This is a genomic window from Pacificimonas flava, assembly GCF_000342165.1.
Taxonomy (GTDB): domain Bacteria; phylum Pseudomonadota; class Alphaproteobacteria; order Sphingomonadales; family Sphingomonadaceae; genus Pacificimonas; species Pacificimonas flava.
Genome location: NZ_AMRV01000014.1, coordinates 21,188 through 42,341 on the forward strand (window position 1 = coordinate 21,188; position 21,154 = coordinate 42,341).

A 21,154-nucleotide genomic window follows, 5' to 3' on the forward strand; every position below is an offset into this window, starting at 1 on the left:
GGACCCCCATCCCTGACATGTGCGACATAATCGGTCCTGAGCCCCCGCTACGCCTCTCGCTCAGTCTAGACGGAGACCCTGCTTCGTTGCAAGCTAAGTGCCTGTATTGCGGGAGCGCGCGACAATGCCGGAATGGACGACCGTGCCGTTGGAGTATGAGGCGGCGAGCGGCCAATCGGACGTCTTCGTAAAGGCCGCCTCGCCGATCGACGCAGCCAGCCTCAGCAAGACCACGCCCGCGCCGACGGCAAGGCAAGCCTATTTCCACGAGTATCTGAAGCGGATCTCGTGGCACCTCGGCAGCCGGTCGATTCCCATATTCCTCGACTTCAACGGCGACCGCCGAAGGATGGACAAGGGCTGCATCGGACATGCGGTTGCTGCCGGCGTGCTCAAGCCGCCCGTCAATGGCCCCGACGGGATCAGCCATGTCGAACTCGTAGGCAGCCAAACCTAGCTCGGCTTGCCGAAGGGACGAAAATCCTTCCGGGTTATTCCACGACCGGACAGTTCGGCATCGGCCATTCCTGGGCCGGTTTCGGACTGTCCGCTTTCAGTTCCCAACGTAGGCAGAGCCGACATTAAGCTTGCGACCCCATTTTGTTGTTTGAGTTATCGGAAAATGCACCTGAACACGGACGGTACCATAGCATCCGTCCGCCTAGACGGATATCGAGCTTCAGCTGGATGAATTGGTTGTCGCCGATGACCGTACCGCAGGTCGTCTCTGGATCCGCGAGGCTTGCGAAACATGTGTTTGATGCCATTGCGATCCTTGTAGCGGCCATAGTCAGGGTGCTTGGGCACCTTAAAATTGAGTGCGGTGGGAGAATGCCACGCATCTCATTGGTTTGAGAAAGCGGTGGTCGACCGCTGCGAGCGATGTCCCGCCTAAACTTCGACGAAGTTTTAACATTTGCTCTTTGTCGTTCTGTCGAAGTTAGCACTTCCGCGCAGGGGAGAGAAAATACAACTTAGTGGGACAGACCGAGCAGACATAAGTTTGCGTTAAGATATGGCTTCTTTGAGACCTCTCGATGGGAGGTTCAAAGCAATGTTGACTTCAGCAACGCAGGGCGCTTGATGATCGGGCTGGTGCGCACGGCGCTCGCGAAGCCGCTGACATTCATCGTGATGGCGGTGCTGATCTTCGGCATCGGCACATTGTCGATCATGCGCATGCCAGTGGATATCTTCCCGCGCATTGGCGTGCCGGTGATCGCCACGGCCTGGACCTATAACGGTCTTTCGCCGCGGGACATGGCCGGACGCATCGTTACCCCTTACGAACGGGTGCTGACCAGCGCCGTCAACAATATCCAGCGGATCGAGAGCCAATCGCTGAACGGTGTTGCGGTGGTGAAGATCTATTTCCAACCGGGCGTCGATATCCGGACCGCCACCGCGCAGGTCACCTCCATTTCGCAGACGATCCTGCGCCAGCTTCCGCCCGGCATCACGCCGCCGATGATCGTCAATTACGATGCCTCCACCGTGCCGATCCTGCAGCTGGCCCTGTCGGGTGAGGGGTTGAGCGAGCAGCAATTGTTCGATCTGGGCCTGAACCAGATCCGGCCGCAAATGGTGACCGTGCCCGGCGTAGCGATGCCGTTTCCGTCGGGCGGCAAGCAGCGGCAGATGCAGATCGACGTCGATCCGGAGGCGCTGCAGGCACGTGGCCTGTCGGCGCAGGACGTCGCCGACGCGCTGGCCGCGCAAACGCAGATCAGCCCGGTCGGCTTCGCCAAGATCGGGGATCTGCAATATAATATCCGGCTCAACAACGCGCCCGCTTCCGTCGATCAGCTGAGCAGCCTGCCGGTGAAGGTGGTGGACGGTGCCACCATTCAGATGCGCGACATCGCCCAAGTGCGCGACGGATCCGCGCAGCAGATCAACGTCGTGCATGTCGACGGGCAGCGATCCGCATTGATGACCGTTCTGAAGAGCGGCAGCGCCTCCACCCTTACCATCGTAGGGGCCATCAAGGACCGCCTGCCCGAAGTGATGGGAGGGCTACCTGATTCGCTAAAAATCACGCCAATCGGCGATCAGTCCGAACTGGTGAAGGCGGCGGTATCCTCCGTGGTGATAGAAGGCGCACTGGCAGCGCTGCTCACATCCCTGACGATTCTACTATTCTTGGGATCGTGGCGATCCACCATCATTATCGTCACCGCCATACCGCTGGCCATCCTCGGTTCCATCGCGGCGCTGGGCGCAGTGGGCCACACGCTGAACCTAATGACGCTGAGCGGGCTGGTGCTGGCCATCGGCATTCTGGTGGACGACGCAACCGTGACGATCGAGAATATCAACTGGCATCTGGAACGGGGCAAGGGCGTGATCGCCGCCATAATGGACGGCGCGGCACAGATCGTGAAGCCCGCGCTGGTTGCGTTGCTGAGCATCTGCATCGTCTTCGTTCCGATGTTCTTCCTGCCGGGCATTGCGGGCTATCTGTTCGTGCCACTGGCGCTGGCCGTGATGTTCGCGCTGATCACATCCTTCGTTCTTGCGCGCACATTAGTGCCGACGATGGCCATGTATCTCCTGCGCCCGCATGCAGAAGGGGCGGAAACGCGCCCGTCGCGCAATGTGCTGGTCCGCTTCCAGCGCGGTTTCGACAGAGGATTTGAACGCATGCGGGCCCGCTATGGCGACGTTCTAAGCCGGGTGCTGGGGGTGCGGCGGAAATTCGCTGTGCTGTTCCTTGCTGGCATGGCAGCCTCACTTGCTCTTGTACCGCTGTTGGGCCGCGATTTTTTTCCGGCCGTGGATTCCGGCCAGATTGCCCTGCATGTGCGAACGCCTGCTGGCACCAGGATAGAAAAAAGCTCCGCCACCTTCGCCAGGGTGCAGGACCGCATCCGCGAGGTGATCCCGCCTGCCGAGATCGAATCCATGGTCGACAATATCGGCATATCGCTGGCGCCGCTGAACAATATCTACGCCAATACCGGCACAGTGGGGCCGAACGAAGGTGATATCCTGATCACCCTTGCGGAAGGGCACGAGGCCACGGACGACTATGTGCGCGAATTGCGCCGCGAACTGCCGCTGAGTTTCCCTGGCCTAAATTTCGCTTTCCTGCCTGCGGACATGACCAGCCAGATCCTGAATTTCGGGTCGCCGGCGCCGATCGATATTCAGATCCGTGGCCGCGATATCCCGGCAAACCAGCAATATGCGCAAAAGCTTTTGGAACGGCTGCGCCAAATTCCCGGGCTGGTCGATGCCCGCATCCAGCAATCGACCCGCTATCCGCAGCTGAACGTGGACGTCGACCGGACCCGGATCGCGCAATACGGCCTCAACCAGCGCGATGTGACGGCGAGCATCGGCACCGCGCTGGCAGGCACGGCGCAAAGCTCGCCCGTATTCTACCTCAACCCCGAAAACGGAGTGTCGTACCCGGTGGTGGCGCAATTGCCGGAACGCGAGGTGAGTTCCGTGTCGGATCTGGCCGCACTGCCGGTTGCGGGCAAGGACGGCGTGGTATCACAAACTCTGAGCGGTATCGGGCGGATCACCCGCAGCAATACGATGTCGGTGGTGAGCAAATACAACATCCAGCCGGTCATCAACATCTACGCCACTACGCAGGGCCGCGACCTTGGCGCCGTGGCCGGGGACGTGAATGCCGCCATCGCTTCGCTGGAAGAGGATCTGCCCGATGCGTCCAGCGCCACGCTGCGCGGGCAGTACGAGACGATGAACATCGCTTTCAGCGGCCTGGGCTTCGGGCTGATCGCAGCCATCGTGCTGATCTATCTGGTAATCGTGGTGAACTTCCAGAGCTGGGTGGATCCGCTGGTCATCATCGGCGCGCTTCCGGCCGCGCTGGCGGGCATTGCCTGGATGCTGTTCCTGACCGGTACCACCCTGTCGGTGCCGGCGCTGATCGGCGCAATCATGGCCATGGGCGTTTCGACCGCTAATGCCATCCTTGTCGTCAGTTTCGCGCGAGAGCGGCTGGCAGAAACGGATAACGCGGCAACCGCCGCGCTGGAGGCGGGGATGGTCCGCCTGCGCCCGGTGCTGATGACGGCGCTGGTCATGATCATCGGTATGACGCCCATGGCCCTGGGTCTTGGCGAAGGCGCGGAGCAGAATGCGCCGCTCGGCCGGGCGGTGATCGGCGGACTGCTTTTCGCCACCGTGGCCACGCTGTTTGTCGTGCCCGCCCTCTTCAGCATCGCCCACCGCAAGGGCGCACCCAGGACCCGCACAATTGAACTGGAACCCAGCCATGTCTGAACCCACTCACCCACAGCGGGGGCACATTTATGGCACAGCTGCCGCGCTTTGCGTTGCCCTGCTGGTTGGCGGCGGCATTTACGCCCGTAGCGCCGGTAGTGCGGAAGAAGCGGCCTTTGCCCGCGCCAATGCTCTGCCCACGGTCGATCTGATCCAGCCGCAACCGGCAGAGGCGGGAGAAATCCGGCTGCCCGGCGCGCTAGAGCCGGATAACGAGGCAGCGATCCATGCCCGCGCTAGTGGCTATGTCGCGCGTCGCTTCGCCGATATCGGCGACCATGTACGCGCAGGCGAAACGCTGGCGGTGCTCGACGCGCCAGAGGTGGAGCAGCAACTGGCACAGGCGCAGGCCGATCTTCGCACCGCAGAAGCCAATCGCGCACTGGCCAGGACCACGGCTGAACGCTGGGACGCCCTTCGGGCCAAGGATGCGGTGTCGCAGCAGGAAACCGACGAGAAGCACGGCCAGCTTGCCGCCGCCACCGCCCTCGCCAGCTCCGCCCGGGCAAATGTGGAGCGGTTGCGCGCGACGCTGGATTTCACGCGCGTCGCGGCGCCATTTGCCGGCCGCGTTACCAGCCGCAATGCCGAAATCGGCGCCTTGGTGAATGCGGGCAGCGGCGCCGCAGCCCCGTTGTTCACCATTGCAGATGACAGGCGCCTGCGCTTGCGCGTCCGCGTGCCGCAGGCCCTGTCTGCTATGCTGACGCAGGGTACGAAGGCGAGCCTTACCGTGCCCGAATATCCGGGCGAAACCTTCGAGGCGGTGCTGGCTCGCTCGGCCGGAGCGGTGCATCGCGCATCGGGCACAGTGCTGGCCGAATTCGCGGTCGACAATACGGCGCAGCGTCTGAAACCTGGCGGATATGCCGAAGTGGCGATACCCGTTCCGCCCGGTACGAACGCCGTCATGCTGCCTGCCAGCGCGCTGATCGTCACGCCCAAGGGCACGATGGTCGGGCTGGTCGATGGCGATGGGCAGGTGACGCTGCGGCCCGTCACCATCGGCAGGGACGAAGGTGCCACTGTGCAGATCGTGTCGGGGCTGACGCCTCAGGCGCGCGTCATCCGCACCCCGCCCGAAGCATTGGCGCAGGGTGACAAGGTGCGCATCGTATCCGCACGCAAGGACGGAGGCACCGATGCGGCGAGCTAGCCTCAGCACCATTGCGATGCTGCTTCTGGCCGGCTGTTCGATGGCGCCGCCGCTGGAAATTCCCGCTATGCCGGTGGCCGAAAGCTACAAATACGGGGTGGAATGGAGCGAGGCCGTTCCCGCTGACCATCGCCTGCGCGGTGAATGGTGGCGCGCCTTTGGCGATCCGGTGCTGGACGACCTGATCGCGCGCGCCGATCGCGGCAATCCCGGCCTTGCCGCCGCCGTAGCGCGGCTGGACCGGGCGCGGGCGGAGGCAAGCCTTTCCGGTGCGGACCTTTACCCCACTTTGGATGCCAGCGCTGCGGTCTCGCGCCAGCGCCTGTCGGCCGGACGCCCCATCGGCCCCGGCGTTCCGGTAACCGCCGATCAGTATGTGCTGGGCGGCGCGCTGGGTTACGAGATCGACCTGTGGGGTCGTGTGCGCGATCAGGTGGCGGCCAGCGAGGCAGAGGCGGAGGCCGAAGCAGCCAATCTCGCCTCCGTCCAGCTCAGCCTGCGCGCAGCGTTGGCGGATAGCTATTTCCAGCTGTGCGGGCTGAACCGGGAAACCGCGCTGCTCCGCGATACGGTGGAGGCCTATGGGGCCGCCGACGACCTGATCCGGATCCGCCATGAAGGCGGCGCCGCGTCGGGCGTCGATCGCAGCCGTTCACAGACCCAACTGGCCAACGCCCGCGCCCGCCTGCGGGGCGTATCCAGCCGGCGGGCGGCGCTGGAAAACCGCATCGCGACGCTGGTGGGCATCATGCCAGCGGATTTCGCCATCGCTCCGGCCGAAACTTCGGGCGCATTGCCTGCTTTTGCTCCCGGCTTGCCGTCGACCCTTCTCGAACGCCGCCCCGATATCGCACGGGCACAGCGGCGGCTAATCGCCGCCAACGCCCGCATCGGCGTGGCCCGGGCGGCGATGTTCCCGAGCATCGACCTGGCACTTACGGGCGGCTTTCAGGCCATCGGTACGCCGCTATTGAGCGTACCCACCGGCTATTGGGCGCTTGGCCCATTTTCGGCCGTGCTGAGCCTGTTCGACGGCGGACGCAGGGAAGCGCGTGAGGATGTCAGTGAGGCTGACTATCGGGCCCTCGCGGCCGGCTACCGCGAAACTGTGCTGGGCGCCTTCCGAGAGGTGGAGGATTCACTGGCGAACGGCGCCGCCCTGGCGGATGAGGAGGTTGAACGGGAGCGGGCTGCTCAGGCCGCCGCCCGGGGCGAGGAGCTAGCGCTGGACCGCTATCGCGATGGAGCGGCGGATTATCTGGAGGTCGTAACCGCGCAGACCGCCGCGCTGGAAGCCCAACAGGCCCTTATTGCGGTGCAGATGGATCGTCGCCGGGCCGCAGTCACACTGATCCGGGCGCTGGGTGGTGGCACGCAGGATGGCACCGCAGCGGGGGGCGGCTAGTCCGGCTTACACGCCACCAGATCGATCAACGCAGACATGCCGCCGTGCCCGCTCCCTTCGCGAATATCCGCATCATAGCTGTCGAGGGCAAGGACATCCCAATCTGCAAAAGCGGTGCGCAGCAGGTCTTCGGTGTACATGTTCTGCTCGTGCGGCGGGCCACCCGTCCCGTATTCGAGTTGTTCGGGCCGATAGCCTTCCAGCATCAGAATCCCGCCGGGCCGCAAGGTCTGTGCGAAGCCGGCGAACATGCTGGCGCGCAAGGCGGGGTCGGCGAACTGCACGAAGATCGCCACCACCGCGTCAAAGCCTGCGTCCGGCCAGGCATATTGGGCCAGATCGACCTGTTCCAGCGTCAGCGTCACGCCGCGTTCCGAAGCCAGGCGGCGGGCCTTGGCGATGCCGGTAAAAGAGATGTCTGTGGCGACGACATCGAAGCCCTGCTGCGCCAGATAAACGCCGTTGCGCCCCTCACCATCTGCGACGGCCAGCACACGTCCGCCCGCCGGAAGGCACGCGATCTCGCGCTTGAGAAAGGCATTGGGCTCGGTTCCGAACACGTAGTCGTCGGATGCGAAGCGGTCGTCCCAGAAACGGGCCTGGTCCACGGGATCAGCCATGGGCCGCATTCCATGCGCCCATGGAGCCGAGATAGATGTCGAGCTTGCCGAACCCCCGGCTGGCCAGCCATCCGGCGGCAACGGTCGCGCGCATGCCGCTGGCGCACATCAGTGTATAACGGCGATCCTTGTCGAGTTCCCGCCAGGCTTCATTGAGTTGGCCGACATAGATGTGCCGCGATCCTTCTATGGAAACGGCGGCCCGTTCATCGGCATCGCGCACGTCCAGCAAGGTCCAGTCATCGGCGTCTTTCAGGCGGCTCTCGACCGCCTGGGTATCGATCATCGGCGTCTGCTGCATCTCCACGCCCTGCGCGGCGGCGGGCACCACGCCGACATAACCACCCATGACATTGTCGAGCGCGATCCGCACCAGATGCTCCATCGCGGTGGCGAGTTGATCTTCACCGGAGGCGATCAAGGCTACGCTTTCCCCGTCGCGGATAAACCATCCGGCAAAGGCGGGGATCATGTCCACCGGCAGGCTCATCGCGCCGGGTAGGTGGCCGGAGGCATAGGCCATGGGCTCGCGAATATCGACCAGATGATCGGCGCCGCAATTCTTCAACTGTGCTAGCGAAAGGCGGCGCGGCCGGGTGACGCGCGGGGCTTCTTGTGCGCCTTGCATGTTCAGCCGCTCCATCAAGCGGAAATAGGGCGGCTGGTAATGGCTTTCCTCCACCTTCATGCGGATGAATTCGTCGCGAACCGCAATTTGCAGGCGCGGGTTGTTCAGCCGTTCGTGGCCGATGGTAGAAAACTCCCGATCCGCCATGCCCGATCCGCAGACGGACCCTGCGCCGTGTGCGGGATAGACGATCGCCTGATCCCCCAGCGCCATGATTGTGCGCAGGGAATCAAACAGTAGCCCAGCCACTTCCTCGCGCCGGTCAGGGTAGAAATCGGCGCGGCCGACATCGCCCACGAACAGCGCATCGCCGGTGAAGACGCCCACGGCCTTGTCCGGATAAGCGGTGTCGAACAGCGCATAGGCGAGATGGTCGTCGGTATGGCCGGGCGTTTCCATCGCGCGGATTTCCAACTGGCCGATGGCAAAGCAATCGCCGTCGTACGCGGTGTCCGCATAGACCACGGGCCGTTCCGGGTTCGGCCCATGCCACACTTTCGCGCCCGTCATCTCCGCTAATATCGGCGCGCCGGAAACCAGATCCTCGTTACGATGGGTTTCGAAGATATGGGTAATTTCCAGTCCGGCGGCCCGGGCCTTCTCCACATAGATGCCGCAATCGCGGCGAGGGTCGATTACCGCCGCTTGGCCGCCCGCCCCCACCAGATAGGAAAGGTGGGACAGGCCCGGCGTCTTTATTTTTTCCAGTAACATCAGTCTCTCCCTTGTGAGGGCCGGTCGTCACAAATGCTGGCCGCTTTGCCAGAGCATGTAACCGGCGACGACAAAGATGAGGATGGCGAACACGGTCTTGAGCGCGCTGCCGCCTGAAAGGCGCTTCGCTAGCGACGTGCCGAAGAACCCGCCGCCCACGCCGCCAGCTATGAAGGTGGCCGCCAGCACCCAATCCACCAGACCGGAAAAGGCGTAATTGGCCGCCGTGGTGAGGCCAAAGGCGGTGACCGCGACCAGGCTGGTGCCGACCGCATTGATCATCGCCATGTCCGTCGAAGCGATGAGGCCGGGCACGATCAGGAAACCGCCCCCGATCCCGAAGAACCCGCTGAACACCCCGGTGCCGAGGCCAAAGGTCAGCACCTTGGGCGCGTTTTCGCGGCTGCATTGCGCCCCCGGCGTGCCCAGGGCGTTGCGCGAACGGAGCATCAGAACGCCCACGATTACCATCAGGATGGCGAAGAGGAACAGCAGCTTCTGCCCATCGAAGTTCTTGCCGATGGTCGATCCGCCAAGGGCACCCGCAATCCCGGCAGCGGCATACATTCCCCCGCAACGCCACTTCACCGTGTGTTGGCGGGCATGTTGCATCAGGCCGGTCGCGGCGTTGACCGCCACGGCCAGCGCGCTGGTGCCGATCGCGACATGCGGACTCGGCACGCCGACGAGGTAAACCATCAACGGCACGGCAAGGATCGAGCCCCCACCGCCGACGAGACCGAGCGTGAAACCCACCAGCCCGCCGGAGATGGCGCCCAGCGCCAGATGGAGGATGTCGAGCGTCACGGCATCAGGCCGCCGAAAGATCGGCCGGCGCGGCGAGCCATTCGCGCCCCTTCAGCATGCCGTGCCAATAGATAAAAGGCAGCATGTCTGCCTTCAGGTGCCAGGCCAGCCTGCTGGGCTTCGTCCCGTCATTCAGCCAGGCGGGAAAGCTGGGCGCGACCTTGCCGCCGTAAAGGAATTCCGCGAGCACGATCTTGCCGTTTTCGACCGTTAGCGGGCAGCTGCCATAGCCGTCATAGGCGGCCCCCGGTTCCTTGCCATCCAGCACGTTGAGAGCGTTGACGGCCACCACTGGCGCCTGCTTGCGCGCCGCGGCCATGGTCTTGGCATTGGGCGTGCTGCCGCAATCCCCTAGCGCGAACACATCGGGATAGCGCGTGTGGCGCAGCGTCTGTTGATCGACCTCGGCATAGCCGGCGTCATTCGCCAGCGCGCTGCCGGCGACCACGGCATTGCCCTTCTGCGGCGGGCAGACGTGCAGCATGTCGAAATCGCGTTCGATCTCGCCGTCCTCGGTCGCGAACCAAGCCTTTTTCGCTTCGCCGTCCACGCGGATGAGATTGGAACCGAAATTGAGGCCGATGCCATAGCGGCGCACGGTATCCATCAGGGCGGGCACATATTCCTGCACGCCGAAAATGGCGCCGCCCTGATTGTGGAACTGGACATCGATATTGCCGAGCGTGTCCTGCTCCTCCCACTCGCTGCAGGAAAGATACATCGCCTTTTGCGGTGCGCCGGCGCATTTGATCGGCATGGCAGGCTGCGTGAAAATCGCCCGGCCGCTGCGCAATTGCTGCACCAGCTGCCAGGTATAAGGGGCCAGGTCGTAACGGTAATTGGAGGTGACCCCGTTGCGGCCGAGCGTATCTTCCAGTCCTTCCACCTCTTCCCAGGCAAGGCGGTTGCCCATGGCAACGATCAGCAGGTCGTAGGAGACGCGGCTGCCGTCATCGAGCTCCACAGTCTGCGCATCCGGGTCGAAGCCGGCCACAGCAGAGCGGATCCAGGTGACGCCATCGGGCATGACATCGGCTTCCCGCTGGGCGGTTTTCTCCGCGCGAAAAACGCCGCCGCCCACCATCGTCCAGCCGGGCTGATAATAATGCTGCTCGCTCGGTTCGATCACCGCGATGTCGAGATTGCGCCGCCGCTTCAGCAGGGAGGCGGCCGCCGCCAGACCGCCCGAACCGCCGCCCGCAATCACCACCCGGTGACGGCGGCGACCGCTGGGCTGAGCGGTGGCGGATGCCCGATCGTGCAATTGGGCGGAGCGGTTGCCGGTGCGGCAGAATGCGAGAGCGGGTTTGGGCAACTCGGCAAGAGCCTTGGCAAATGCCGGTGTCTGGCTTTCCACGGTTTGGGCGCCGCCGACCGGAATATGCCGCGCCTGAAGGCCCTGCGCCTCGGCAGCGGCGGCGATGGCGCGCCATTCGGGCTGCGACGGCTCCTCGCCGTCCGGCCTGTTGCCGATGATGGCGCGGAAACCGCGTGCGGCGATTTCCTCCACATCATTGGGCTGAATCTGGCCCGTGACTGATAGGGCGTTGTCGATCTTGCGGATGTCCATTGTGCTGTCCTTTCAGGATTGGCCGGTTTTTCGGTCGACCAGTTTGAAGATCGCCATTCCCGCCAGCATGGCCGCGATGAAGGTGGCTGCAGGCATGGCGGCATTTGCCAGCGAGCCGATGGCCGGCCCCGGGCAAAGACCGGCGAGTCCCCAGCCGATCCCGAACAGGGCCGCGCCGGCCACCAGCCGGGCATCGATCCGGCGCGTACCCGGCAGGTAGAATTCCGCCGCCATTGCCGGGCGGTGCATGTGGGCCCGGATCCGCCAGGCGATGGCCATCACCAGCACCGCACTGCCCATCACGAAAGCTAGCGTCGGATCCCAGGCGCCGAGAATGTCGAGGAAACCGCGCACGCGCGAAGGGTTCATCATGCCCGACAAGGCAAGACCGCCGCCGAACAGCAGCCCGGACAACAGGGCGAGAAAAGCGCGCATCACCATGCGCCCCCTGCCGCATTCACCGCTGCCACCGTCAGTATCGCGGGGATCATGAAAGTCGCCGTCGCGACCATGGAACGCGGGCTGAGCCGCGACAGACCACAAACGCCGTGACCGCTGGTGCAACCGCTGCCGAGACGGGTGCCGATGCCGACCAGCAAGCCGCCTGCGATCAGCCATGCAAAGCCGGGGGGAAATTGCGCCTCTATCGGCCCGGCGATAAACGCGAACAGCGCAGTGCCCACGATCAACCCGGCTATGAACAGGGCGGCGATGGGCCATGGCGCACCGTCACGTTCGATCCCGGTAGCGCGGGCGGCCATGCCCGATACGCCGGCAATTCTGCCGACGCCGAGCAGCATGATAGCAGCGGCAAGGCCGATCATCAGCCCGCCAACGAAGCCTTCCACAGGCTGGGCAGAGGGGAAACCCGGCAGCATCAGACCGCGTTCACCGGAATCTTGATATAGCTAACGCCATTATCTTCCGGATCGGGCAACCGCCCGCCGCGAATATTGATCTGGACGCTGGGCATGATGAGCTTCGGCATGGACAGCGTCTTGTCGCGGCTGGTGCGCATCTCGACGAAGTCGTGCTCCGAAACGCCGTCCTTCACATGCACGTTGTTCTCGCGCTGCTGCCTGACGGTGGATTCCCAGGCAAACTCGTCGCGGCCGGGCGCCTTGTAATCGTGGCACAGGAACAGGCGGGTTTCGTCGGGCAGGGACAGCAGGCGGCGGATCGAACGGAATAGCTGCCGGGCATCCCCGCCGGGAAAGTCCGCCCGCGCCGTGCCGAAATCCGGCATGAAGATGGTGTCGCCAACAAAGGCGGCATCGCCGATGATGAATGCCATGTCGGCCGGCGTATGGCCGGGGACGTGCAGCGCGATGCCTTCGATCGTCCCGAGGCTGAACCGTTCGCCGTCATCGAAAAGCCGGTCGAACTGCGATCCGTCCCGCTCAAAATCGGTGCCGGCGTTGAACAGCTTGCCGAACACGTCCTGCACCTTGATGATCCCGCGACCGATCGCGAGCTTGCCGCCCAGTTTCTGCTGCAGGTAGGGCGCGGCAGAAATGTGATCGGCATGGGCATGCGTCTCAATCAGCCATGTCACTTTCATATTTTTCGAAGTGACGTATTCGATAATGCGATTTGCCGAGCTGTTCGAGGTGCGCCCGGAAGCCGATTCGTAGTCCAGAACCGAATCTATGATGGCCGCCTCGCACGTCGCCGGATCGTGGATGACATAGCTGACCGTGTTGGTTGATTCGTCGAAAAAGCCAGCAATTGAGGGGCGCAAGGCCTTGTCGGTCTGTGCGCGTTCGATCTGTTCCGCAGCCGCTTGGATCGCTTCATCAGCCACAATGAGGCTCCATTATCAATTTCATAAAGTCAGTATGTGTCTTGCTGTTGCGATGTCAAGTGCTAGGTAGGGCCTTATGGAAGCAACCTCCCCCATCGGCCCGCCCTGCGCAGGGCTGCGCATCGGCGATGCTGCGCCCAATTTCTCTGCCCGCAGCACGACCGGCCCGGTCGATCTGGCCAGCTATCGCGGACAATGGTTGATCCTGTTTTCCCATCCGGCGGACTTCACGCCGGTCTGCACGACCGAATTCGTCGAACTTGCCAAGCGGAGCACCGAATTCGCCAAACGCGATTGCGCTCTGATGGCGCTGTCCGTGGACAGTCTGTTTTCGCACTTCGCCTGGTTGCGGCTGATACGGGATCGGTTCGATCTTGAGGTCCGCTTCCCCATTCTGGAAGATCCCACGCTGGTGATAGGCCGCGCCTATGGCATGGTCTCATCGCAGGACAGCGACAGCGCGACCGTGCGCACCACCTTTTTCATCGATCCCGAAGGCATCATTCGTGCGATGACCTGCTATCCGGCCAATGTGGGACGATCGATCCCGGAGATGCTGCGCACGCTCGACGCTCTGCAGGCCGTTGACCAGAGCGGGGAACTCGCCCCGGCCAACTGGCAGGTTGGGGATCGGTTGCTGCATCCGGTGAGTTTCGATCTGGACGCAATCTATGCTGCCGACGATGCCTCCTCCTGGTTTCTACAGGAAGCCGACATGGAGAAAGGCCAGTGAGCGATACGCCTCCGATAGAGGAGCTGAAGGCGCTGGCGCATCCGATGCGCTTCGATATTCTCCGGGCGCTTGTTCGTGGCGAAAGAAATGTGGGTGAGATCGAGGACGCGACGGGGATAGGACAGCCGTCGCTGTCCCAGCAGCTCGCCGTTCTGCGCAATGCCGGCCTCGTCGAAACTCGCAGGGAGGCCAAGCTGGTGTTCTACCGGCTCCGGCAAGAACAACTCAAGCGCCTGTCCGAGGCGATAGCAGGTCTAATCGACCTGCCGCCCCCCGCCGCGCCGAGGACGCGGCTCGTTTCCCCCGCCGCTGCCAATTTCGCCAAGCTGACCTGACACCCGCTATCAGTCCGAAATGACGGGCCACCCCTGCCGTTGCAGCAATACCAGGGTCGTTATCGCGGACAGGTCGACCGTGACCGCCGGGTTCACGGCATCCGGCACGATGTCATTCCCGGCAAGGGCTTGGCCGCAAACGTGAATGTCGACCCCGGCGCCTTGCAGTGCCGCGATCATTCCGGTGTTGGGATTGGCGGAGCCGAACCGCTCGCGATAGGCGGGATCGGCCAGCACCAGCGGCGTCGCCGGACCATGGATGATCACCTTCACGTCACCCGCCTCAGGAGTGTTCCCAGCCGAAGCCAGCAGGTTGAGATAGCGCGCCACCTTTTCGAGACTGCTATTGGCGCCGCCGGGGCCTTTGCCATCGGCGGAGATTTCGAACAGCACCCGCATGTCGTCATCCGGCGCGGGCCGATTGGCGGTGTTGTCGAGCGGGGAGATCGCGCCATATTCGGCAATTGCCGGATGCCGTGCATCCTGCGCCGCCGCCGGCATGGATGCGAGTAGTGTTGCCATTGCCATGCCGGCTGCAAGACCGATGCGATTGGTCATGCTGTGTCTCCTTCGGGCCCGGTGGCCTCTTCTACCAAGATCTCGCTGCTGAGCACTTGCGGCAATTCCTTGATAGGCTCTTCTGCCGGAGCAAACAGGTAATAGGGTATAGAATTGCGGCCACGGCTTTCGAGAAAGCGGGTGATCGCGGGGTCGCCGCGCGTCCAGTCGCCCACCAGCGTGACCACGCCCCCATCGGCGAACGCCGCCTGTGTATCCGCCCGGTCGATTGCGACCCGCTCGTTCACCTGACAGACCAGGCACCAATCCGCCGTTAAGTCGACGAAGACAGGGGTGCCTTCCGCGCGCAGTTCCGCCAGCCGCGCCGCGCTGAAAGGTTCCGTGCCCGCATCCGCTTCACTCGCGGCAGCGGCAGGGGGCGGCAGGTCGATGGTCACCGCCAGCAGTACGGCCGCTGCAACCGGCGCGATGGCGAAGGCTGTACGCGATTCGCCGCCTTGCCGCTTGCCGACCCACCATAGGCCCAGTCCGGCCAGCGCCGCCAGCAACAGGCCTAGCGACAGCCCGTCCACGCCGCTCTGCCGCCCCAGCACCCAAGCGAGGCCAATGGCGGTCAGCAGCATGGGAACCGCAAGGATGCGGCGGAACGTATCCATCCATGCGCCGGGTTTGGGCAGCCAGCACTGGATGCGCGGTACGAAAGCAATCAGCAGGAAGGGCAGCGCCATGCCGAAGCCCAGACCGGCAAAGACGGCAAGCGCGGCCGGGGCCGGCAGCACCAGCGCCGCACCCAGCGCCACGCCCATAAAGGGGCCGCTGCAAGGCGTGGCGATCAGGGCCGCCAGCGCGCCGGTGCCGAAGGCACCAGCACCGCCCCGCTTCGCCAGCCAGGCGCCCGATAGGGACGGGCCGCGCAGTTCGAACAGGCCCGCCAGATTGAGCGCGATGGCCAGCGATAACAGCATCAGCAGCAGGATGATGCTAGGGTTCTGAAGCTGGAAGGACCAACCGATATCGTGGCCCAGCGCGCGAGCCGCGACCAACATGGCGCCCAGCGCCGTGGTCGTCGCCACGCTGCCGGCGAAATAGGCCACGCCCTCCACCCGTGCCGAGCGACTGTCTGCACCGGACTTTACAAGGCTCAAGGCCTTCAGCGACAGGATCGGGAAGACACAGGGCATCAGATTGAGCAGCAACCCGCCCAATATCGCACCGGTGAGCGCCACCCATATCGCGCCGGTATCGTCGCCAGCGGCTGATGAAAGCGGCGCGGAAGATAAAGGCTCCGCAACGGCCTTGAGGGTGGCCGCTGCGGAGGAGTCTGCCGCAGGCGACGGGGGCGTCTCGGCATCGGCCACCGGGATGGACGGAGGGGATCCACCGGCGGCAAGGGCATAGCTGCGGCGGCCATCGGCAAAGACGCCGCGAAAGGGGCCCGGCGCGGAATCGGCGGATGCAAGACGGTGATTTGCCATCCATCATCGGTCCGCGCGATGTGCTGGGGGGAAGACGCAGTGAACCAGCCATCTTCGGCAGGATACAGCCGGGCGGACGATGCGGTGACATCGCGGACGCCCGTGACGGTGAAGCGCCAGTCCGGCCCGTCCCGTGCCACATCGGCTTGCGCAGCGCCGGCCTGGGGCAAGGCCGCTTCGGCGGCGTGAAACAGGCTGGCGCTGGCGGAATCGGCGCTGCCATCGCCCGCCGTCAGTTGCAGGGCGAGAGATGCACGCTCAGGCACGCACAGCGTGTCGGAACAGGCGAGCCAGGACATATCAACGCGCAGCGGCAGGGCCGCGCCCGGTGCGATATCGTCATCCAGGGTCAGGTCGGCCAGCAGCGTGTAGGCGCCCTTGTGGACATAGCTCGCCAGACCCGCCAGTTCGAGCAGCGCGGGCGCGGGATGGCGCAGCGCGCCGACCTCTACACCGTTGGGCAGCGTCCAGTCGGCCTCTGCCGGAAGGCCGCTATCGCCCGGATTGCTCCAATAGCCATGCCAACCGGATTCGGGCGCCATGCGGATGGCGATGCGCGTCGTCGTACCGGGCCGGGGCGCTGCGCTTTCGGCATGGATCGATGCATCGATATGCGCAGCCTGCGCGGCGGCCGGGGCGGAGATCACACCCGGCAGCGCCGCCAGCAAGATCAGGAGAGCTGCACCACAGCGGCCAAGGAAAGCCCGGCTCGACAACGCGCGAAGTTGTGCGGTCATTGCACGCCCACCCCTTCGGGATCGGTGCGGGCCATGGCAACCGCCTCATGCAGGCCGTCTGTGTCGATAGCGCCGGGGATCAGATAGGGGCCAACCAGCAAACCCGGCGTTCCCTGAAGGCTCAGCATGGCTGCATATTGGGCATTGCGGCGCAGCGCGCCGTCAATCTCCTCCTCATGCGTGGTAAGGTCGGACTGCAATTGCGCCCAGTCCACGCCGGCCTTGTCGGCGGCGGCGCGAATGCTTTGCGAATTGACACGACCGGATATTGTCATCAGCGCATCGTTGAATTCTGCATGCTTGCCTTGCCATGTGGAGGCGATGCCCGCGCGCGCGGCCTCCTCCGATGCCGCGCCGAAGACTGGCCAGTCACGATAGACCAGCTTCACCTTTGGGTCTTTGGCCATCAGCGATTCCAGTGTGGGATGCAGCTTACGGCAGAACGGGCACTGGTAATCGGCGAAGACCACCACGGTGACGTCATAGTTTTGCGGTGCAATTGTGGGCGCAACGGGATCGTTCTGGATCTGGAAGCGGACGCGCAGCGCCTTTTCATCAGAGGTGTCGCCGGAGGATGATTGAGCCTGCACCGGATCGTTTTGACCGCTCCACACCGCCAAGCCGCCAGCCAGCAAGGCAGCCATGCCGATACCCGCAAATATGGGGAGTTTCTTCATTTCATTGGCTCCTATGCAGATCGCGAATGGCGGAGGTGAGTGCAGCGCGGGAAATTTCACCGGCATGGATGTCGACGATGTCGCCCGCCGGGTTGACAAACAGAGTAGTAGGGAGCGCTGGCGAGGCTATTGCCTGGCCTAGCGTGGCGTCTGGGTCGGCCAGGATGGAGTTGCCGGCCAAGCCCTGCTGCATCAGGAAGGCGCGAATTGTCTCTTGGTCCTCCCCTTGATTGGCGAGCAGCACAGGAATTTCGGCTTCGTGCGCCACCTCGATCAGCATCGGCATTTCCCGGCGGCAGGGCGGGCACCACGTGGCCCACAAATTGACCACCATCGGTTCTCCCGCCGCGCCAAGTTTGGTTTTCGTGCCTTGAAGGTTGGCAAGAGCGAGTTGCGGCATGGGGCGGCGGTCAGGCGCCAGCAAGCCTGCTGCCCCGGCATGAGCCAGCGCGATGATCGACAGCGTAGCCAGCATCGTCATGCCAACGGGCTTGCGACCCAGCATCATGATGATCGTGATCGCTGCGGCCACCAGCCCCGGCCAAGGTGAAAAGCCGCCCTGCCAGATCGCGAGCATGCTCCACGGATCGACCAAGAAGGCATCCAAATTGGCAAGGATATAGCCGACCCGCGCCGCCACCACGCCGATCAACACGGTAATCCAACTCGCACGTGCCGCGCCGCTGTCGATGCGTGTGGCGATAATCCCGGCAATGGCCACGAACGCCCAGATGGCACTCACCGTCAATGCGCGGTCGGTCGCTATGGCGAGGGGGCCGATCTGCAAAATACCGTCCATTGCGCAGGTTCTCTGCCGCCAAGCTTAAGGCAGGCTTATCGCTGCCATAAGCCAGCGATAAGGTGGCGCGGGAAAGGAACCGCGATGCGAATTTTGCTGGTCGAGGATGATGAGGTGCTGAGCGATGGCATCGTGGCGGGGCTCGGTCTCGACGGCTTTCAAGTGGACGCGGTTGCTACGCTAGCAGATGCGCGCGCAGCAAATACCGGCGATCATGCCGGCATCGTGCTCGACATCGGCCTGCCCGATGGCTTCGGGCTGGATCTGCTGGCGGAATGGCGCAGACGTGGCATGGAAGTGCCGGTGCTGCTGCTGACCGCACGCAACATGGTCAGCGACCGCGTAAATGGGCTGGATCTCGGGGCCGACGATTATCTCGGCAAACCCTTCGACCTCACGGAGCTGTCAGCCCGGCTGCGCGCCATCCTCCGCCGGGCCAGCGGTCGGGCCAGCGGCGATCTGCAGCTGGGCGCGTTGACCATTAGCGAAGCACGTCGCAGCGTCGCTTTGGATGGCGCGGAGGTGGCGGTGTCGAGGCGGGAATTCGCCATTCTTCACGCTCTCGCCGAACGGCCCGGCCATGTTTTATCACGGAGCCAGCTGGAAGACCGCATCTATGGCTGGCAGGAAGAGGTCGAGAGCAACGCCATAGAAGTGCATATTCACAAACTTCGCGTCAAGCTGGGGCGCACGCGGATCGAAACGGTGCGCGGCGAAGGCTATCGTATCGCCGTTGTGAGGAACAGGTCGTGAAGTCGCTGCGCTTTCGTCTGTTCGCGCTCGTGGCCGGAGTTACGATGCTGGTCTGGGCCGGCGCAGCTGCTTGGACGGCGTTTTCAACTCGCTCCGAGGTCGAACGGGTGCTTGATCGCCGACTGGTGGAAGCCGCGCGCATGGTTGCAGCACTAGATGTTCCCCCGAGCGGTCCGGTCCGGCGGCCGGGGCCGGCACCCTATTCGCGGCAATTGTCCTGCCAGATTTGGTCACTAGACGGCACCCTGGTAGGGCAATCAGCGGGTGCTCCAAATGCGCCGCTGGGCGGCGGATCAGCCGGCTTTTCCGAACGACAAATCGGTGAGCAATTGTGGCGCGTATACACCCTTGTCGATAAGGCGCGCGGGATCCGCGTGATGGTGGGGGATAATCTTGAAGTCCGCCGCCACCTAGTGCGCGACTTGATGATGGGACTGTTGCTGCCAGCGGCGATCGGGCTCGCCATTCTGGCGATTTTTTTATGGCTGGGGGTGCGCGGCGGGCTAGCACCGCTGGGACGCATCACGAGAGCACTTGACGCCCGTTCGCCCGGCACTTTGGCTCCGCTCGCCGTGCAGCCTGTGCCAGAAGAACTTACCCCGATGGTGCGAGCGATGGATGGGCTGCTGGCGCGGCTGGAAGCGGCGCGACAGGCGGAACGAGATTTCGTCGCCAACGCTGCGCACGAGCTGCAGACGCCTCTGGCAGGTCTGAAGACCCAGGCCGAAGTCGCTCGCCGGGCCTCAAACGCCAAGATGCGAAATCATGCGCTGGAAAGAATCGAATGCTCGGTCAATCGCACCAGTCGCTTGGTACGGCAGCTTCTGGATCTTGCCCGGCAGGAGGAACGGGAAGCCGAAGTAAGGCATCAGTCTTTCGCTTTTTTGGCCGACGTGGTGGGTGAGATAGAACGTGAGTATGGTACGCTGGCCCAAAATGCCGGCCGTCCGATCCAATCATGTTGCGCATTGAGCAACGTGATGATCGAGATCGACCGCGAGGCTCTGATACTGGCGCTCGGTAATTTGGTTGAGAACGCCCTCCGGCATGGCGACAAAGGGCCAGTCCAGATCAAATGCGCTTTAGGGGGTGATGTCACGCTCAGCGTCGTGGATTTCGGCGCTGGGGTTGCAGACATGGACCTGCCGCGGATACGTCGGCGTTTCGAACGTGGGCGCGGCGATGCCCGCGGCGGCACGGGGCTCGGCCTGTCCATTGTGGAAGCGGCAATAGCACCGTTCGGCGGCATCCTGGAATTTCAACGGTCGGCCCAAGGTTTTGCTTCCGTGCTGCGCTTCCCTTCAGACCGTGTAACGCTCGTACGCGTTGATGATGACTGACACCGGTCCGAGCGCACCCGCCTGCGTGGTTACGTCGTCTCCTATGCGTAAACCTGTTCGCTGCACTCTTCCATTAGGTTGGCCTGGACCAGGAACAATCTCGATGTCTGGTCCAACGCATAGAGAGTAAAGAGATCAAGCAAGCCTTACCCGCCGAAATGAAGCTCGGCTTTACTTGGGCGATTGCCCAGCTCGGGCCCGCTGAGATCGAGCCCGAGTGGTATAGTGACAAGCGCCTGCCCGATCTGTTCTCCGACTAACTCTCTCAGGGGCACGAAACATTCATCGAGATTACCGCCCTGTCCAACGCGGTGCTGCCGGCGGATGGAGGCATGCGCAATGGGTCGCGCAAGCTGTCTTCGGAAGCCGACCCCGGCATCGATGCCGTCGCGATTGTCACGCCGAACCGAGGAAGCTCAGGCCCAATGGGCTACCGCGATACGATCGGGTAGAAGATCGGACTATGCTGCCGTCCGGGCGTCGAAATCGACCCTGCCGCGTTCGAGCGTCTCGCTGCGACCTTGCCCCGACTTCAGCGCGGAGGGTATCAAAGTAGACAGCTGCACGAGCAATCTGTCTTCGCGCCTACCGCGAAGAGAAGATATTTGAGCACTAATGTCTCTTGGCGAAAGGGCGAAAAGTCGGAGATCAAGTTCTCCGCCCGCGCATTTCTCGATCTTCTCGCCGGCCGGATCACGCCCAAACAGGGAAACGGATCTTTGATTCATCGGCCAGCAATGTGGTCAAAGCAAATCTCGATCGCGGCGAGACCTTCGCCGATCTTCGTCTCGAAGCTGGGGCCCGATGCTGACGATGACCATA

The 21,154-nt window shown here is 63.6% G+C and carries 20 protein-coding genes; 8 read left to right on the forward strand and 12 right to left on the reverse strand.

The genetic code is table 11. The features are described 5' to 3' along the window. The first annotated feature begins 124 nt into the window (after positions 1-124). From C725_RS13670 to C725_RS13685, 4 genes are all read left to right on the forward strand, one after another. Positions 125-457: a hypothetical protein gene (locus C725_RS13670; RefSeq protein ID WP_008603768.1), complete on the forward strand. Its 333-nt coding sequence runs from the start codon at positions 125-127 to the stop codon at positions 455-457. A 626-nt stretch (positions 458-1,083) separates the two neighbouring features. After that, positions 1,084-4,260 (forward strand): efflux RND transporter permease subunit, encoded by a 3,177-nt coding sequence (locus C725_RS13675; protein ID WP_008603769.1) that lies wholly within the window; start codon positions 1,084-1,086, stop codon positions 4,258-4,260. Beyond that, entirely contained in the window at positions 4,253-5,416 is a 1,164-nt protein-coding gene (locus tag C725_RS13680) for an efflux RND transporter periplasmic adaptor subunit (RefSeq protein ID WP_008603770.1), read from the forward strand. The genes C725_RS13675 and C725_RS13680 overlap by 8 nt, the downstream gene beginning before the upstream one ends. Beyond that, positions 5,403-6,821, forward strand: a complete 1,419-nt coding sequence (locus C725_RS13685) for an efflux transporter outer membrane subunit (RefSeq protein ID WP_008603771.1) — start codon at positions 5,403-5,405, stop codon at positions 6,819-6,821. The genes C725_RS13680 and C725_RS13685 overlap by 14 nt, the downstream gene beginning before the upstream one ends. Here C725_RS13685 and C725_RS13690 read toward each other — a convergent pair. From C725_RS13690 to C725_RS13720, 7 genes are read right to left on the reverse strand one after another with little or no spacing between them, the layout of a single operon-like run. After that, complete coding sequence (locus C725_RS13690; RefSeq protein ID WP_038283474.1) at positions 6,818-7,441, reverse strand: class I SAM-dependent methyltransferase; 624 nt, start codon at positions 7,439-7,441, stop codon at positions 6,818-6,820. The genes C725_RS13685 and C725_RS13690 overlap by 4 nt on opposite strands. Next, positions 7,434-8,783, reverse strand: coding sequence for an MBL fold metallo-hydrolase (locus C725_RS13695; RefSeq protein ID WP_008603773.1), 1,350 nt, complete (start codon positions 8,781-8,783; stop codon positions 7,434-7,436). Before C725_RS13695 ends, C725_RS13690 begins: the two co-directional genes overlap by 8 nt. A gap of 27 nt (positions 8,784-8,810) precedes the next feature. Then, on the reverse strand, positions 8,811-9,590 hold the full coding sequence (locus C725_RS13700) for a sulfite exporter TauE/SafE family protein (protein ID WP_008603774.1): 780 nt from the start codon (positions 9,588-9,590) through the stop codon (positions 8,811-8,813). Positions 9,591-9,594: 4 nt separating this feature from the next. Then, complete coding sequence (locus tag C725_RS13705) at positions 9,595-11,160, reverse strand: bifunctional protein tyrosine phosphatase family protein/NAD(P)/FAD-dependent oxidoreductase (protein WP_008603775.1); 1,566 nt, start codon at positions 11,158-11,160, stop codon at positions 9,595-9,597. A 12-nt stretch (positions 11,161-11,172) separates the two neighbouring features. Next, positions 11,173-11,595: a DUF6691 family protein gene (locus C725_RS13710; protein WP_008603776.1), complete on the reverse strand. Its 423-nt coding sequence runs from the start codon at positions 11,593-11,595 to the stop codon at positions 11,173-11,175. Next, complete coding sequence (locus tag C725_RS13715; protein ID WP_008603777.1) at positions 11,595-12,038, reverse strand: YeeE/YedE family protein; 444 nt, start codon at positions 12,036-12,038, stop codon at positions 11,595-11,597. Before C725_RS13715 ends, C725_RS13710 begins: the two co-directional genes overlap by 1 nt. Then, positions 12,038-12,964, reverse strand: coding sequence for an MBL fold metallo-hydrolase (locus tag C725_RS13720; RefSeq protein ID WP_008603778.1), 927 nt, complete (start codon positions 12,962-12,964; stop codon positions 12,038-12,040). The genes C725_RS13715 and C725_RS13720 overlap by 1 nt, the downstream gene beginning before the upstream one ends. Positions 12,965-13,040: 76 nt before the next feature. On the opposite strand from C725_RS13720, the gene C725_RS13725 reads away from it, so the two are divergent. Both C725_RS13725 and C725_RS13730 read left to right on the forward strand, forming a co-directional pair. Further along, positions 13,041-13,697, forward strand: coding sequence for a peroxiredoxin (locus tag C725_RS13725; protein WP_008603779.1), 657 nt, complete (start codon positions 13,041-13,043; stop codon positions 13,695-13,697). Beyond that, complete coding sequence (locus C725_RS13730) at positions 13,694-14,032, forward strand: ArsR/SmtB family transcription factor (protein ID WP_008603780.1); 339 nt, start codon at positions 13,694-13,696, stop codon at positions 14,030-14,032. The genes C725_RS13725 and C725_RS13730 overlap by 4 nt, the downstream gene beginning before the upstream one ends. Positions 14,033-14,041: 9 nt before the next feature. Here C725_RS13730 and C725_RS13735 read toward each other — a convergent pair whose 3' ends face one another. From C725_RS13735 to C725_RS13755, 5 genes are read right to left on the reverse strand one after another with little or no spacing between them, the layout of a single operon-like run. Further along, positions 14,042-14,590 carry a DsrE family protein gene (locus C725_RS13735; protein WP_008603781.1) on the reverse strand — a complete coding sequence of 183 codons (549 nt, stop codon included), beginning with the start codon at positions 14,588-14,590 and terminating at the stop codon, positions 14,042-14,044. After that, on the reverse strand, positions 14,587-15,777 hold the full coding sequence (locus C725_RS13740) for a protein-disulfide reductase DsbD family protein (RefSeq protein ID WP_008603782.1): 1,191 nt from the start codon (positions 15,775-15,777) through the stop codon (positions 14,587-14,589). Before C725_RS13740 ends, C725_RS13735 begins: the two co-directional genes overlap by 4 nt. After that, positions 15,732-16,763 carry a protein-disulfide reductase DsbD domain-containing protein gene (locus C725_RS16740; protein WP_038283449.1) on the reverse strand — a complete coding sequence of 344 codons (1,032 nt, stop codon included), beginning with the start codon at positions 16,761-16,763 and terminating at the stop codon, positions 15,732-15,734. The genes C725_RS13740 and C725_RS16740 overlap by 46 nt, the downstream gene beginning before the upstream one ends. After that, positions 16,760-17,506, reverse strand: coding sequence for a DsbA family protein (locus tag C725_RS13750; RefSeq protein WP_149864698.1), 747 nt, complete (start codon positions 17,504-17,506; stop codon positions 16,760-16,762). The genes C725_RS16740 and C725_RS13750 overlap by 4 nt, the downstream gene beginning before the upstream one ends. Further along, the gene (locus tag C725_RS13755; protein WP_008603785.1) at positions 17,442-18,239 is read right to left on the reverse strand and encodes a TlpA disulfide reductase family protein; all 798 of its coding nucleotides are present in this window, start codon (positions 18,237-18,239) and stop codon (positions 17,442-17,444) included. The genes C725_RS13750 and C725_RS13755 overlap by 65 nt, the downstream gene beginning before the upstream one ends. 84 nt (positions 18,240-18,323) lie before the next feature. On the opposite strand from C725_RS13755, the gene C725_RS13760 reads away from it, so the two are divergent. Both C725_RS13760 and C725_RS13765 read left to right on the forward strand, forming a co-directional pair. Beyond that, positions 18,324-18,992, forward strand: coding sequence for a winged helix-turn-helix domain-containing protein (locus C725_RS13760; protein ID WP_008603786.1), 669 nt, complete (start codon positions 18,324-18,326; stop codon positions 18,990-18,992). Further along, positions 18,989-20,332, forward strand: a complete 1,344-nt coding sequence (locus tag C725_RS13765) for an ATP-binding protein (protein ID WP_008603787.1) — start codon at positions 18,989-18,991, stop codon at positions 20,330-20,332. The genes C725_RS13760 and C725_RS13765 overlap by 4 nt, the downstream gene beginning before the upstream one ends. The last annotated feature ends 822 nt before the right edge of the window (positions 20,333-21,154 follow it).